11 protein-coding genes, 1 other RNA gene and 1 pseudogene are annotated in these 14,083 nt (G+C 52.0%); 8 read left to right on the top strand and 5 right to left on the bottom strand.

Annotation, left to right across the window (positions count from 1 at the left end; translation table 11 throughout):
• Nucleotides 1-272: 272 nt before the first annotated feature.
• The 3 genes and pseudogenes from rnpB to AC07NP_RS14730 form a co-directional block, all read right to left on the bottom strand.
• Nucleotides 273-650: RNase P RNA component class A (rnpB, locus tag AC07NP_RS14740), an RNA gene on the bottom strand.
• Nucleotides 651-682: 32 nt separating this feature from the next.
• Nucleotides 683-778: pseudogene (locus tag AC07NP_RS14735) on the bottom strand (hypothetical protein); the annotation flags it as partial.
• 14 nt (nucleotides 779-792) lie between these two features.
• The gene (locus AC07NP_RS14730) at nucleotides 793-1,602 is read right to left on the bottom strand and encodes a DeoR family transcriptional regulator (protein WP_203359877.1); all 810 of its coding nucleotides are present in this window, start codon (nucleotides 1,600-1,602) and stop codon (nucleotides 793-795) included.
• Nucleotides 1,603-1,851: 249 nt separating this feature from the next.
• On the opposite strand from AC07NP_RS14730, the gene kbaZ reads away from it, so the two are divergent.
• From kbaZ to AC07NP_RS14700, 6 genes are all read left to right on the top strand, one after another.
• Nucleotides 1,852-3,129 carry a tagatose-bisphosphate aldolase subunit KbaZ gene (gene kbaZ, locus AC07NP_RS14725; protein ID WP_494660909.1) on the top strand — a complete coding sequence of 426 codons (1,278 nt, stop codon included), beginning with the start codon at nucleotides 1,852-1,854 and terminating at the stop codon, nucleotides 3,127-3,129.
• 32 nt (nucleotides 3,130-3,161) lie between these two features.
• The gene (nagA, locus tag AC07NP_RS14720) at nucleotides 3,162-4,295 is read left to right on the top strand and encodes an N-acetylglucosamine-6-phosphate deacetylase (RefSeq protein WP_494660908.1); all 1,134 of its coding nucleotides are present in this window, start codon (nucleotides 3,162-3,164) and stop codon (nucleotides 4,293-4,295) included.
• A gap of 308 nt (nucleotides 4,296-4,603) precedes the next feature.
• Nucleotides 4,604-5,758, top strand: coding sequence for an AgaS family sugar isomerase (locus tag AC07NP_RS14715; RefSeq protein WP_494660907.1), 1,155 nt, complete (start codon nucleotides 4,604-4,606; stop codon nucleotides 5,756-5,758).
• Between the two features lie 12 nt (nucleotides 5,759-5,770).
• On the top strand, nucleotides 5,771-6,643 hold the full coding sequence (gene kbaY / locus AC07NP_RS14710; protein WP_494660906.1) for a tagatose-bisphosphate aldolase subunit KbaY: 873 nt from the start codon (nucleotides 5,771-5,773) through the stop codon (nucleotides 6,641-6,643).
• Between the two features lie 121 nt (nucleotides 6,644-6,764).
• The gene (gene malX, locus AC07NP_RS14705; protein ID WP_494660905.1) at nucleotides 6,765-8,336 is read left to right on the top strand and encodes a maltose/glucose-specific PTS transporter subunit IIBC; all 1,572 of its coding nucleotides are present in this window, start codon (nucleotides 6,765-6,767) and stop codon (nucleotides 8,334-8,336) included.
• Between the two features lie 12 nt (nucleotides 8,337-8,348).
• Nucleotides 8,349-9,521: a MalY/PatB family protein gene (locus AC07NP_RS14700; RefSeq protein ID WP_494660904.1), complete on the top strand. Its 1,173-nt coding sequence runs from the start codon at nucleotides 8,349-8,351 to the stop codon at nucleotides 9,519-9,521.
• A gap of 226 nt (nucleotides 9,522-9,747) precedes the next feature.
• Here AC07NP_RS14700 and AC07NP_RS14695 read toward each other — a convergent pair whose 3' ends face one another.
• Both AC07NP_RS14695 and rsmI read right to left on the bottom strand, forming a co-directional pair.
• Complete coding sequence (locus AC07NP_RS14695; RefSeq protein WP_494660903.1) at nucleotides 9,748-10,749, bottom strand: Fic family protein; 1,002 nt, start codon at nucleotides 10,747-10,749, stop codon at nucleotides 9,748-9,750.
• Between the two features lie 2 nt (nucleotides 10,750-10,751).
• Nucleotides 10,752-11,615, bottom strand: a complete 864-nt coding sequence (gene rsmI, locus AC07NP_RS14690; protein ID WP_203359869.1) for a 16S rRNA (cytidine(1402)-2'-O)-methyltransferase — start codon at nucleotides 11,613-11,615, stop codon at nucleotides 10,752-10,754.
• Nucleotides 11,616-11,677: 62 nt separating this feature from the next.
• Between rsmI and AC07NP_RS14685 the strand changes: the two genes are divergently transcribed.
• A complete protein-coding gene (locus AC07NP_RS14685; protein ID WP_494660902.1) occupies nucleotides 11,678-13,729 on the top strand; it encodes a penicillin-binding protein activator in 2,052 nt (683 codons plus the stop codon).
• Nucleotides 13,687-14,082, top strand: coding sequence for a YraN family protein (locus tag AC07NP_RS14680; protein ID WP_494660901.1), 396 nt, complete (start codon nucleotides 13,687-13,689; stop codon nucleotides 14,080-14,082). Before AC07NP_RS14685 ends, AC07NP_RS14680 begins: the two co-directional genes overlap by 43 nt.
• The last annotated feature ends 1 nt before the right edge of the window (nucleotide 14,083 follow it).

Genomic DNA, 14,083 nt, shown 5'->3' with positions numbered 1-14,083 from the left:
CACCATCCCCTGAAAAGCAAAAACCCCGCCGAAGCGGGGTTTTTTAATAGGTGAAACGGACCGATAAGCCGCTTTCTTTTGAGTATAGCGTCGTGGACAGTCATTCATCTTCCCTGTCCCGTAAAAGTAAAAACCCGCCGAAGCGGGTTTTTACTTAATTAGGTGAAACTGACCGATAAGCCGCGTTCTTTTGGGTACAGCGTCGTGGACAGTCATTCATCTTCCCTGCCCCATAAAAGTAAAAACCCGCCGAAGCGGGTTTTTACATAATTAGGTGAAACTGACCGATAAGCCGGGTTCTGTCGTTGGACAGTCATTCATCTAGGCCAGCAATCGCTCACTGGCTCAAGCAGCCTACCCGGGTTCAGTACGGGCCGTACCTTATGAACCCCTATTTGGCCTTGCTCCGGGTGGAGTTTACCGTGCCACGGACTGTTACCAGCCGCGCGGTGCGCTCTTACCGCACCCTTTCACCCTTACCTGATCCCACTTGCGTGGGCCATCGGCGGTTTGCTCTCTGTTGCACTGGTCGTGGGTTTCCCCCCCAGGCGTTACCTGGCACCCTGCCCTATGGAGCCCGGACTTTCCTCCCCTCCGCCCGTCTCCCCCGAAAGGGACGACGACGAAGCGGCGACTGTCTGGTCAGCTTCGGCGCGAAGTATAGAGGGTTTGCGTGCCCTTGTCACCCCGCACTGTGCATCCCGACGGCCAGCGTGGCCGCAATATTGCGCGAGGCACGATAAATATTGTCAAATACGCCCCGGAAGGTCTCTTTCAGTGCAAGAGGGAGCTTTAATTCTCGACCAGAATCACATCAATACCCATTTTCCGTAATGCTTCCAGACACTCAACGGGAATGCCTTCATCAACAATAATCATATCAATACGCTGCATATCAATAATTTTGTGCAGGCTGGAGCGGTTAAATTTGCTGGAGTCTGTGACGACGATAATCCGTTCCGCCACTTCACTCATTCGGCGATTAAGTCTGGCCTCATCTTCGTTGTGCGTGCTGACGCCGCGATCTAAATCGATCGCATCGACGCCGAGAAACAGCATATCAAAGTGGTAATTTTGCAATGACTGTTCCGCCTGATCGCCGTAAAACGACTGCGACTGGCGACGCAAATGCCCGCCCGTCATCAGCAGTTCAACCCCTTCCGCTTCGAGTAACGCATTGGCAACGTTCATACCGTTGGTCATCGCAATCACATCGGTATGCTGGCGTAGCATGCGGGCAATTTCACAGGTGGTAGTACCGGAGTCAAGGATCACGCGATGCCCGGGTTTGATCAGTTCCGCGGCCGCTCGGGCAATACTGCGTTTCACCGCCGTATTAAGCGAACTTTTATCTTCAACAGAAGGTTCCGCGGCCGGCATATTGCTATCGCAAATCAGCGCACCGCCGTATGCTCGAACGGCAATGCCCTGTTTTTCCAGAAACGCCAGATCGTTGCGGATTGTAACCGTGGAAACCCCGAACAATGCTGAAAGATCGTTTACCTGCACACTTCCCTGCTGTCGCAACCGCTGAATAATCTGCTCACGCCTTTCGCTGGTACCCGTTACCCGCTTATCTGCAGAAGCGTCGGTATTACTCATAAAAAATCCTTTAGTAAATCTTTCGTTTCATTTCGTTTTTCTTATTAACGCCTTTCCTTTAGCGGAATGCAAGTCCCATAAGCCTGTCATGCCCCCGTCAACGCACCACTGAAACCTTTCATTATGTTTCTTTTGTGAAACAGATCGAAAAACCAGTATCTTTCGTTTTATTTTTACGACACCATAAAGCAGTATCAATCGAAACAAAACGAAAGATTAATGTCATAGATATCTGACCGGGAGAGGGAAGTGAAACATCTGACAGAAATGGTGGAACAGCATAAACGGGGAAAAACAAACGGGATTTATGCCGTTTGTTCCGCACATCCACTGGTGCTTGAAGCCGCAATACGCTATGCCCACGAACACCAGGCTCCGTTGCTGGTAGAGGCAACGTCGAACCAGGTTGATCAGTTCGGTGGCTACACCGGTATGACGCCCGCCGATTTTCGAGGTTTTATTTGCAGTCTTGCCGACTCACTTGGCTTCCCCCAGTCGCAGCTCATTCTGGGAGGCGATCATCTCGGCCCAAACCGCTGGCAAAATCTCCCCGCCGATCAGGCCATGGATAATGCAGACGTGCTGATCAAAAGCTATGTTGCCGCAGGATTCAAAAAGATCCACCTTGATTGCAGTATGTCCTGTGCCAACGATCCTGTTCCGTTGACTGACGAGATTGTCGCAGAGCGCGCCGCTCGCCTCGCGAGGATCGCGGAAGAAACCTGCTGCGAACATTTTGGCGAAGCCGATCTGGTTTATGTCATCGGAACCGAAGTCCCCGTCCCCGGCGGCGCTCATGAGACACTCACCGAACTTGAAATCACGACACCAGATGCGGCACGCGCGACACTGGAAGCCCATCGACACGCATTTGAAAAGCAAGGGTTAAATTCCATCTGGCCCCGCATCATTGGACTGGTGGTACAACCCGGCGTCGAGTTCGATCACACGCATGTTATTGACTACCAGCCGCAAAAAGCAGAAGCACTCAGCACGATGGTAGAAGCGTACGACACGCTGATCTTTGAAGCACATTCAACGGACTATCAAACACCTCAGTCGTTGCGCCAACTGGTGAAAGATCATTTCGCGATCCTAAAAGTAGGACCGGCTCTCACCTTCGCTTTGCGCGAGGCTCTTTTCTCGCTGGCGGCCATTGAAGAAGAATTACTCCCTGCAAAAGCAGGTTCCGGACTACGTCAGGTCCTTGAGAGCGTGATGATTGACCGCCCTGAGTACTGGCAAAGCCACTACCACGGCGATCGCAATGCGCGTCGGTTTGCTCGCGGTTACAGCTATTCCGACCGCATCCGCTATTACTGGCCGGATCAACACATTGATGACGCTTTTGCCCGTCTGGTGCGCAACCTGGCTGACGAACCGATTCCACTGCCGCTCATTAGCCAATATTTACCGCTGCAGTACGTCAAAGTCCGCGAGGGGGTTCTCAAGGCTGCGCCACGAGACCTCATCATCGACCATATCCAGGACATCCTGCGACAGTACCATGCAGCCTGTCAGGAATAGCATCCCGTCACAGACAGAGGATTAGGAAAAATATGGCCATGCTACTGCGCGCAAGACGCCTGCTCACTGAAGAGGGCTGGCTCGATGATTATCAGCTAAGGGTCGATAACGGCGTTATCACCGCCATTGAACCTATTCCTACGGGAATCAGTCAGCGCGATGCGGAATTACTCTGCCCTTCGTACATTGATACTCATGTTCATGGTGGTGCAGGTATCGATGTTATGGATGAGGCACCCGATACGCTCGACAAACTGGCGCTGTATAAGGCACGTGAAGGCGTGGGCGGCTGGTTGCCCACGACCGTTACGGCTCCGTTGAGTGCTATCCACAACACGCTGGCGCGTATCGCACAGCGTTGCCAAAACGGAGGACCTGGCGCGCAGGTGTTGGGTAGCTATCTGGAAGGTCCGTATTTCACGCCGCAGAACAAGGGCGCGCATCCGCCTGAGCTGTTTCGCGAACTGAATATCGCCGAGCTGGACGCACTGATTTCTGTCTCGCAACACACGTTACGCGTGGTGGCGCTGGCCCCGGAGAAGCCGGGGGCGCTGGCGGCTATTCAGCATCTCAGGCAACAAGGCATTCGGGTAATGCTTGGACACAGCGCAGCCACCTATGAGCAAACGCGTGAGGCATTTGATGCGGGGGCCGATGGGTTAGTGCACTGCTTTAACGGTATGACCGGACTGCATCATCGTGAACCTGGGATGGCCGGCGCCGGACTCATTGATTCGCGTGCCTGGCTGGAACTTATTGCAGACGGACATCATGTCCACCCGGGCGCTATGCAAGTTTGCTGCTGCTGTGCAAAAGAACGGGTGGTACTGATTACCGATGCAATGCAAGCCGCAGGGATGCCTGATGGGCGTTACTCGCTGTGTGGCGAGCAAGTAGAGATGCGTGATGGCATTGTGCGAACCGCCGCAGGCGGACTCGCTGGCAGCACACTCTCACTTGATGCGGCGGTACGTAATATCGTTGAACACACAGCTGTCTCGCCAGAAGATGCCATCCACATGGCCTCGCTTCACCCGGCCCGATTACTCGGCATAGAGCGCCAACTCGGATCGTTAAGAGCAGGCAAGTGCGCCAACATTATCGCCCTCGATAGTGGGCTCCATCTTCAGCAGATCTGGATTCAGGGTCACCCCCACTCTCTTTAGCCCTGATACGTTGTCTCACACAGGCCTTCGGTGTTTACCCGAAAGGCCTTTTCTTTCTTTTCCTTTCGTTTAATCAACTTTATCTGGGTCCAGAGTCCAAATTCAATAGATTAAATTTCAATGAGATAGATTTCACTTTCATTTCATTGATCACAATTTTCGTTTTATTCCTTTTTCTTTCATTGAAGTTTCGATTTCTTTCTTATAGATTTCATTCAATTGACCATGTGAACAAGTGAAATGAAACGAAAGGCCATGGTCTTTTGACCAGCGTCTGATGTGGAATTCACACGACTAAGGATTGAGTTATGCCCGAAACCTATACTTCCGCCACCGCCGCAACCGGCACCTGGACTGAAGAAGAGATCCGCCAGCAACCCGCAAGCTGGATCCGCTCGCTCAAGAACATCGACACTCTTCGAGCCGCTATCGACGATTTTCTTACGCCGCTGTTGCGTAAGGATGATCTGCGGATCATATTGACCGGTGCAGGCACCTCGGCTTTTATCGGCGACATCATCGCTCCCTGGCTCGCCAGTCATACCGGAAAAAACATCAGCTCCGTACCGACTACTGATTTGGTTACCAATCCGATGGATTACCTGAATCCTGCACACCCTCTGTTGCTGGTTTCTTTCGCCCGCTCTGGCAACAGTCCGGAGAGCGTTGCCGCCGTTGAACTGGCAAATCAATTCATCCCCGAGTGCTACCACCTTTCCATCACCTGCAATGAAGCCGGAAGCTTGTATCGAAATTCCGCCGAAAGCGATAACGCCTTCGCTCTGCTGATGCCTGCAGAAACCCACGATCGTGGGTTTGCAATGACCAGCAGCATCACCACCATGATGGCCAGTTGCCTGGCTGTTTTCGCCCCTGAAGCTATTAACAGCCAAACGTTTCGTGATGTGGCCGATCGTTGCCATGCGATCCTCACTTCCCTCGGCGATTTCAGTCACGGCGTGTTCGGCAATGCGCCATGGAAACGCATCGTTTATCTCGGTAGCGGTGGACTACAGGGTGCTGCGCGCGAATCGGCATTGAAAGTGCTGGAACTGACGGCGGGTAAACTGGTTGCGTTCTACGACTCCCCTACCGGTTTCCGCCACGGTCCAAAATCGCTGGTCGATGACGAAACACTGGTTGTGGTGTTTGTCTCCAGCCATCCATACACACGCCAGTACGATCTTGATCTGTTGGCTGAATTACGTCGCGACCAGCAGGCAATGCGCGTCATGGCGATTGCGGCTGAAAGCGACGCCATCATCGAGGCAGGTCCACATATCCTGCTGCCCCCTTCGCGCCCATTTATCGATATGGAGCAGGCATTTTGCTTCCTGATGTACGCGCAAGTGTTTGCCCTGACGCAATCCATCAGCGTCGGTAATACCCCAGATACACCTTCCGCCAGCGGCACGGTAAATCGTGTTGTGCAAGGCGTCGTTATTCACCCCTGGAATGCGTAAGAGGATCCCGCGATGAGCATTATTTCCACCAAATATCTTCTTCAGGATGCCCAGGCAAAAGGTTATGCGGTTCCCGCCTTCAACATCCATAACGCCGAAACGATCCAGGCGATCCTCGAGGTCTGCACTGAAATGCGATCGCCGGTGATCCTTGCCGGGACGCCGGGCACCTTCAAACATATCGCACTGGAAGAGATTTACGCGCTGTGCAACGCCTATTCCACGACCTATGACATGCCGCTGGCGCTGCATCTTGATCACCATGAATCGCTGGACGACATCCGCCGTAAAGTGAATGCAGGCGTTCGTAGCGCCATGATCGACGGCAGCCACTTCCCGTTCGAGGAAAACGTGAAACTGGTGAAATCGGTTGTCGATTTTTGCCACGCGCGTGACTGCAGCGTGGAGGCAGAACTGGGACGTCTGGGTGGTGTAGAAGATGACATGAGCGTTGATGCAGAAAGCGCCTTCCTGACCGATCCACACGAAGCGAAGCGTTTTGTTGAGCAGACCGGTGTCGACAGCCTTGCCGTTGCAATTGGTACTGCACACGGGCTCTACACCAAACGCCCCAAAATTGATTTTCAGCGCCTGGCGGAAATACGCGAAGTGGTTAATGTGCCGTTGGTTCTTCACGGCGCAAGCGATGTTCCAGACGAGTATGTGCGCCGCGCTATCGAACTGGGGGTATGTAAAGTCAATGTCGCGACAGAGCTGAAAATCGCCTTCGCCGACGCTGTCAAAGCATGGTTTGCTGAAAATCCGCAGGGTAACGACCCGCGCTACTACATGCGCGTCGGTATGGATGCCATGAAAGACGTGGTGAGAAGCAAAGTTAATGTCTGCGGCTCGGCTAACCGCCTGCTGCTCACTGCTGAAGCCTGAAAAATATCAGGTACCAGAATCACGACATAAAAAAATAATTCTAAACCTCTCAAATATGAAGGTGCGTTCTTAATACAAGGCGGACCTTCAATTAATATTATCGATTCCGAGGAGTCCCTACATGACGCAGGTAAAGTCGTTTAAATCGAAGGCGTGGGAGTTTTTTCAGAGTCTGGGAAAAACATTTATGTTCCCAGTATCCCTCCTTGCATTTATGGGTTTATTACTGGGCATTGGTAGCTCAGTCACCAGTCCTTCAACAATTAAAAGTTTCCCTTTTTTGGGAGGAGAGCTCACCCAATTAACCTTCGGCTTTATTGCTATGGTTGGTGGGTTCGCCTTCAGCTATCTTCCTATCATGTTTGCCATGGCTATCCCTATGGGTCTCGCCAAACGTAACAAAGCCGTAGGCGCCTTTGCCGGTTTTGTGGGTTACATGCTGATGAACATGAGCATTAACTACTATCTTAGCGTTACTCACCAACTTGCTGATCCTGCGGCAATGAAACAAGTGGGTCAGTCAATCGTGTTAGGTATCCAGACTCTTGAGATGGGGGTACTTGGCGGTATTGTGGTTGGTGTAATTACCTATTTTCTCCATGAGCGTTTTCAGGACACCGTGCTGCATGATGCTTTCGCATTTTTTAGCGGCATCCGTTTTGTCCCGATTATTACTGCATTAACGCTCTCGCTGGTGGGTCTGTTTATTCCTCTTCTGTGGGAGTACGTCGCGCTTGGCATTGCAGGGATTGGTCATCTCATTCAGGGTACCAGCGTCTTTGGGCCATTCTTGTACGGCGTGGGTGTACTGTTGCTCAAACCCTTTGGCCTGCACCACATTCTGCTCGCGATGGTGCGTTTCACCCCAGCGGGTGGCATGGAGATTGTTAACGGTCATGAGGTCGCTGGGGCACTGAATATCTTCTATGCGGAGCTTAAAGCGGGCTTACCGTTTAGCCCACATGTTACGGCATTTCTGTCACAAGGGTTTATGCCAACGTTCATTTTCGGCCTGCCTGCCGTGGCTTACGCCATTTATCGCACTGCTCGCCCGGAAAACCGCCCGGTGATTAAAGGTCTGTTACTTTCTGGCGTGCTGGTGTCAGTGGTAACGGGGATTTCTGAACCTATCGAATTCTTGTTCTTGTTTATTGCCCCAGCGTTGTATGTCTTCCACATTGTGATGTCAGGCCTGGCCTTGATGGTCATGGCGCTGTTAGGCGTCACAATCGGTAACACCGACGGCGGTATTCTTGATTTACTGATCTTCGGTGTCATGCAGGGCTTGTCAACAAAATGGTACCTGGTCTTCCCTGTTGGGATTGTATGGTTTGCCACCTACTTCTTTGTCTTCCGTTGGTACATCCTCAAACACGATATCAAAACACCAGGACGCGAGGAGGATCAACAAGGGGCATCGCAAGCGGTTGAAGCTAACACCAAAGCACGAGGGAAATCGAAATACGATCATGGTCTGATTCTCCGCGCCCTTGGCGGGAAAGAGAACATTGATTCGCTGGACAACTGCATTACTCGCCTGCGTCTGGTAGTGAAAGATATGAGCAAAATTGATCAGCAAACACTAAAGGATGCCGGTGCATTGTCAGTGGTTGTCCTTGATGCGCACAGCGTGCAGGTCATTATCGGACCACAAGTCCAGAGCGTAAAAACAGGCATTGAAGCGTTAATCTAACAGGAGGTTGTTGTGTTTGATTTTGATAAAATCATCGAACGAAAAAGCGATAAATGCCGGAAATGGGATCACGCTTTTGTCTGTTCTCGCTTTGGGGAGGTTCCTGCGGACTTTATTCCACTGTGGATTGCCGACATGGATTTCACTTCACCGCCTGAGGTTATTGAGGGTTTCCAGCGGATAGTCACGCACGGGACTTTCGGATACACATGGTGCTTTGACGAATTTTACGATGCCGTTATTAATTTCCAGCGGCAACGTCATCACGTCAGTGTTGAAAAATCATGGATAACATTAACCTACGGTACCGTTTCTACATTGCACTACACGGTTCAGGCATTTTGCCAGCCTGGTGATTACGTAATGATGAATACGCCAGTCTACGATCCGTTTGCAATGGCAGCGCAGCGACAGGATGTACGCGTCCTCGCTAATCCACTGCGTGTAGAGGACAATCGCTATCAATTGGATTTTGATCTCATTGAAAGCCAGCTCAAAACCTATCACCCGAAACTGTGGTTCTTCTGCTCTCCGCATAACCCGTCAGGGCGGATATGGCGCGCCGCTGAAATTCGTCAGGTTTCAGAACTGTGTATACGCTACGGTGTGATACTGGTCGTCGATGAAGTGCATGCTGAGCATATTCTTGACGGGGAGTTTGTCAGTTGCCTGACATCGGGGTGCGCAGCGCCAGATAACCTGATTGTCCTCACGTCACCTAACAAAGCCTTTAACTTAGGTGGGTTGAAAACCTCTTACTCAATGATTCCGGATGCAACACTCCGGCAGCGTTTTCGCCAGCAACTGGAGAAAAACTCGATTACCTCTCCAAATATCTTTGGCGTCTGGGGAATTATTTTCGCCTATCAACAGGGACTTCCGTGGCTGGATGCGTTAAATGGCTATCTACGCAGCAACGCGTTATACCTGACGGATGCCATCAGATCACATTTCCCTGACTGGAAAATGATGAATCCAGAATCTTCATATCTGGCGTGGATAGATGTCAGTGCCGATAAACGCAGTGCGACGCAATTAACTCAGCATTTTGCCCGGCAGGCGGGAGTGGTAATTGAGGATGGCAGCCATTATGTACAGGATGGTGAAAACTACTTACGCATTAACTTCGGTACTCAGCGTTACTGGCTGGAACAGTCAATAGACAGAATGCTGAAGCATTACTGATCCTCGTACGGCAGTGCTGTCCCTTTTGGGGCAGCACTGTTTATCTTAAAAAACGAAAACCAGCACTCACCGTGAAACGAAACCAACTGCAAAATACACTTCAGGCTATAGCGGTGAAAAATACTTGACCACTGCCGTGACGACGGCCATTCCGGCCTCGTTTTTGTGGCTGCATGACAATACGACATGCTTACTGGAAGGCTTGCGTTATTCAGACCGATAGCTTTCAGCACACTCGCCACGTCCCGCCTTTCTTCGCGCCAACGCGTTGCAACTTTCCTTTTTGCTGCAACGCTTTCAGATATCGTTCAACGGTTCGGGATGAGATTTCGCATCCATCAGCAATATTTTTAGCGGTTAACTTAGGCTGAGTCGATAAGAGCTGTAGAATGCGTCTTTCTATTTCCACCAACTCAAACGGCATTTCTTCCGACATTTCTTCCGACATTTCTTCCGACATCGTCGGAGCTTGCCCTAATCCTTCTTTCAACGCGGAGATGATATTGCCCAAAATAAATTCTATAAATGGCGTACAACTACTTTGCCGATCGCACTGCCCTAACACCTGATAATACCGATCCTGCTGGTAATGAATCAGTGTTTCTACCGGCAGCCATGCCAATTCGGTACGCCACTCACGGAGAATTAATGTTTGCCACAACCGCCCCATTCGCCCATTACCATCAGCAAAAGGATGAATAAATTCAAATTCATAGTGGAAAACAGCCCCTGCAATAAGCGGGTGGTGTTCTGTCGTTTTTAACCAACCCAGCAAGTCATCAACCAAACGCGGAACTTGTGAGGCAGGAGGGGCCATATGAATAAGATGATTTTCCCTGTAGACACCGACATTCCCGGAACGCAATTGGCCGGGGTTGTCGACCAGCCCTAGCATCAGGACCCGGTGGGCAAGTAGGAGATCGGATAGCCGTTCACTTTTCCACTCCGACATTTTTTCATAGGCCAGAATGGCATTTCTGACTTCCTGTATATCTTTAGCCGGCGCCAGAATTCGCTTACCTTCCATCAGAGCGGTAACCTGCTCTGTCGTCAACGAATTATGTTCAATCGCCAAAGAAGCTTGAATTGTACGAATGCGATTCTCTTTGCGTAAAAGAGGGGATGTTCTACCCGCCATCGCCGCCCAGTGTCCCATAAGCTCACCAATCTCAATCACTTGATTGAGTATCAATGGGGTAACAACGAAAGGAGGCTGATATCCACCCACTCTTATTCTCCCTGCTGCTCCAGCGCATACTTATACAGCGCATTTTTTTTCACGCCGTGAATTTCGGCGGCCAACGCGGCGGCCTTTTTCAGCGGCAGTTCCGCCTGTAATAATGCCAGCGTGCGTAGCGCATCGGCGGGAAGATCGTCGTCCTGCGCCTTATGCCCTTCGACAATCAGGACCATCTCACCTTTGCGACGGTTTTCGTCCTCTTTAACCCACGCAAGCAATTCACCCACCGGCGCGCCGTGAATCGTTTCCCAGGTTTTTGTCAGCTCACGGGCCAGTACCACATAGCGGGACTCCCCCCACACGGTGACCATATCTTCCAGGCTGTCTAATAAACGGTGGGTGGATTCATAGAAAATCAGCGTACGCGGTTCTGCTTCGATAGCTTTCATCGCATCGCGACGCCCTTTGGATTTTGCTGGCAGAAATCCTTCGTAGCAAAAACGGTCCGACGGCAGTCCGGCCGCACTTAAGGCCGCAATCGCGGCGCACGGCCCCGGTAAAGGCACCACGCGGATCCCTGCTTCGCGGCAGGTACGCACCAGGTGGTAGCCAGGATCATTGATGAGCGGTGTTCCCGCATCGGAAACCAGCGCAATGTTCTGCCCTTCTTTGAGTTTCGCCACCAGCGTTTCGGCCTTTTGCTGCTCGTTATGGTCATGCAGCGCAAACAGGCGAGCGTTAATCGCAAAGTGTTGTAACAATAAACCCGTGTGGCGAGTATCTTCAGCAGCAATTAAATCAACGGCTTGCAAAACTTCGAGCGCTCGTTGGGTAATATCAGCCAAATTCCCGATAGGAGTAGGTACAATAAAGAGCTGGCCTTGAGAATTATCCGCCGATTCGTGTTGTTTCATTGTGTCGTCCGTATTGCCGATTTAATATTGAGCATTGCGTAAAAAATATCACTGGATACAGTATGGTACCCTCAACATTTTGTCGTTTGAAAGCCGCGCGCTGTCTGCCCGTTATCCTGGCAGCCTTGATGTTCGCCGGTTGTGGCACCCAGGCGCCCGATCAGAGTGCAGCCCATATGCAGGGCACTGCACAGGCTGATTCCGGTTTTTATCTGCAACAGATGCAGCAAAGTTCAGATGATAGCAAGACCAACTGGCAATTACTCGCCATTCGTGCACTGCTGAAGGAAGGTAAAAGTCAGCAGGCGGTCGAATTGTTTAACCAGTTGCCGCAAAATCTGAACGATAATCAACGCCGTGAACAGTCTCTGCTGGCGGTGGAAATCAAGCTGGCACAAAAAGATGTGGCTGGCGCGCAGGCGTTGCTGGATAAGCTGACCCCTGCTGATTTCGATCAAAATCAACAGGCGCGTTACTGGCAGGCGCAAATTGATGCCAGCCAGGGACAGCCTTCCCTCTCTTTGCTGCGTGCCTTAATCGCTCAGGAGCCGTTACTGGCCGCTAAAGACAAGCAGAAGAATATCGATGCTACCTGGCAAGCGCTTTCGTCCATGACGCAGGAGCAAGCTCAGGCGCTGGTCATCAACGCGGATGAAAATGTCCTGCAAGGATGGCTGGATCTGCAGCGTGTCTGGTTTGATAACCGTAACGATCCGAACATGATGAAGGCTGGCATTGTTGACTGGCAAAAACGCTACCCGCAAAACCCGGGGGCGAAAATGTTGCCAACACAGCTGACTAACGTTCAGAGTTTTAAACCCGCCTCCACCAGTAAAATCGCCCTTCTGCTGCCGTTGAATGGCCAGGCTGCCGTCTTTGGTCGCACTATCCAGAAAGGCTTTGAAGCGGCAAAAAATATGGGGACTCAGCCGGTAGCCTCGCAACCGGCAGCAGCACCCGCCCCCGCAGCGGAACCTGTCGTAGCAGAGAGTCAACCGCAAGTCACCGACGGCGTTGCCAGCCCTTCTCAGGCCTCCGTCAGCGACCTGACGAACGAACAACAGACGCAACCCGACGCACCGGTTAGCGCGGTGCAAGCCGCACCTGCTCAACCGGTAACGGCAAGCGCCCCAGCGAACCCTTCGGCGGAACTGAAAGTCTATGACACCAGTTCCCAACCGCTGAGCCAGGTTCTGGCCCAGGTTCAGCAAGATGGCGCCAGCATTGTTGTCGGTCCGCTGTTGAAAAATAACGTCGAAGAACTGATGAAGAGCAACACGCCGCTGAATGTGCTGGCGCTGAATCAGCCAGAAGCGGTGCAGAATCACGCCAATATTTGTTACTTTGCCCTTTCGCCGGAAGATGAAGCTCGCGATGCGGCGCGCCACATTCGCGAACAGGGGAAACAAGCGCCCCTGTTGCTGGTTCCGCGTAGCGGGCTTGGCGATCGAGTGACAAACGCGTTTGCTCAGGAGTGGCAGAAATTGGGCGGTGGTACCGTGTTGCAGCAGAAGTTTGGCTCAACCGCTGAGCTGCGAATGGGCGTCAACAGCGGTGCAGGTATCGCGCTGAGCGGAAGCCCTGTCACCAGTAGCGCGTCACAACCTGGCGTTACCATTGGCGATCTGACGATTCCAGCCCCGCCGACTGACGCGCAAATCACAGGCAGCGGTGGCCGAGTGGATGCGGTCTATATTCTGGCAACGCCAGAAGAAATCGCCTTTATTAAGCCGATGATCGCCATGCGTAACGGTAGCCAGAGCGGTGCGACGCTGTACGCCAGTTCACGCAGCGCACAAGGTACCGCAGGCCCAGACTTCCGTCTGGAAATGGAAGGTCTGCAATACAGTGAAATTCCCATGCTGGCGGGCAATAATGCCCCGTTGATGCAGCAAGCGCTCAGCGCTGTGGGTAATGACTACTCTCTCGCCCGTATGTATGCCATGGGCGTTGACGCCTGGTCTCTGGCGAACAATTTCTCGCAAATGCGCCAGATGCAAGGTTTTGAGCTTAACGGAAATACCGGCACATTAACTGCCACGCCGGATTGTGTGATTAACAGGAAGTTATCATGGCTCAAATACCAGCAAGGACAAGTTGTTCCCGCCAGTTAACGCATAAACAGACCGGAGACGCGTGGGAAGCCGCCGCGCGTCAATGGCTGGAGCGCAAAGGACTGCATTTTATTGCCGCCAACGTGCGTGAGCACGGTGGCGAAATCGATCTGATCATGCGTGAAGGCAATACCACGGTTTTTGTTGAAGTCCGATACCGCCGCTCCGCCTTGTTCGGTGGAGCGGCAGCCAGTGTGACCCGGAGCAAACAACACAAATTATTACAGACCGCCCGCGTGTGGCTCGCGCGCCACAACGGAAGTTTTGATACTGTGGATTGCCGGTTCGATGTGTTAGCCTTCACCGGAAACGACGTTGAGTGGATTCAGGATGCGTTTAACGATCGCTCGTAAT

Source organism: Citrobacter sp. GW821-FHT07H02 (assembly GCF_059418505.1).
Note: the sequence above shows the minus strand (reverse complement) of the source record. Positions and strands in the feature narration are given on the sequence as shown.

Bases quoted from the DNA above. Each gene is read 5' to 3' on its own strand.
- AC07NP_RS14730 (WP_203359877.1), bottom strand. From the start codon at position 1,602: ATGAGTAATACCGACGCTTCTGCAGATAAGCGGGTAACGGGTACCAGC.
- nagA (WP_494660908.1), top strand. From the start codon at position 3,162: ATGGCCATGCTACTGCGCGCAAGACGCCTGCTCACTGAAGAGGGCTGG.
- AC07NP_RS14685 (WP_494660902.1), top strand. From the start codon at position 11,678: ATGGTACCCTCAACATTTTGTCGTTTGAAAGCCGCGCGCTGTCTGCCC.
- AC07NP_RS14715 (WP_494660907.1), top strand. From the start codon at position 4,604: ATGCCCGAAACCTATACTTCCGCCACCGCCGCAACCGGCACCTGGACT.
- AC07NP_RS14680 (WP_494660901.1), top strand. From the start codon at position 13,687: ATGGCTCAAATACCAGCAAGGACAAGTTGTTCCCGCCAGTTAACGCAT.
- rsmI (WP_203359869.1), bottom strand. From the start codon at position 11,615: ATGAAACAACACGAATCGGCGGATAATTCTCAAGGCCAGCTCTTTATT.
- kbaY (WP_494660906.1), top strand. From the start codon at position 5,771: ATGAGCATTATTTCCACCAAATATCTTCTTCAGGATGCCCAGGCAAAA.
- malX (WP_494660905.1), top strand. From the start codon at position 6,765: ATGACGCAGGTAAAGTCGTTTAAATCGAAGGCGTGGGAGTTTTTTCAG.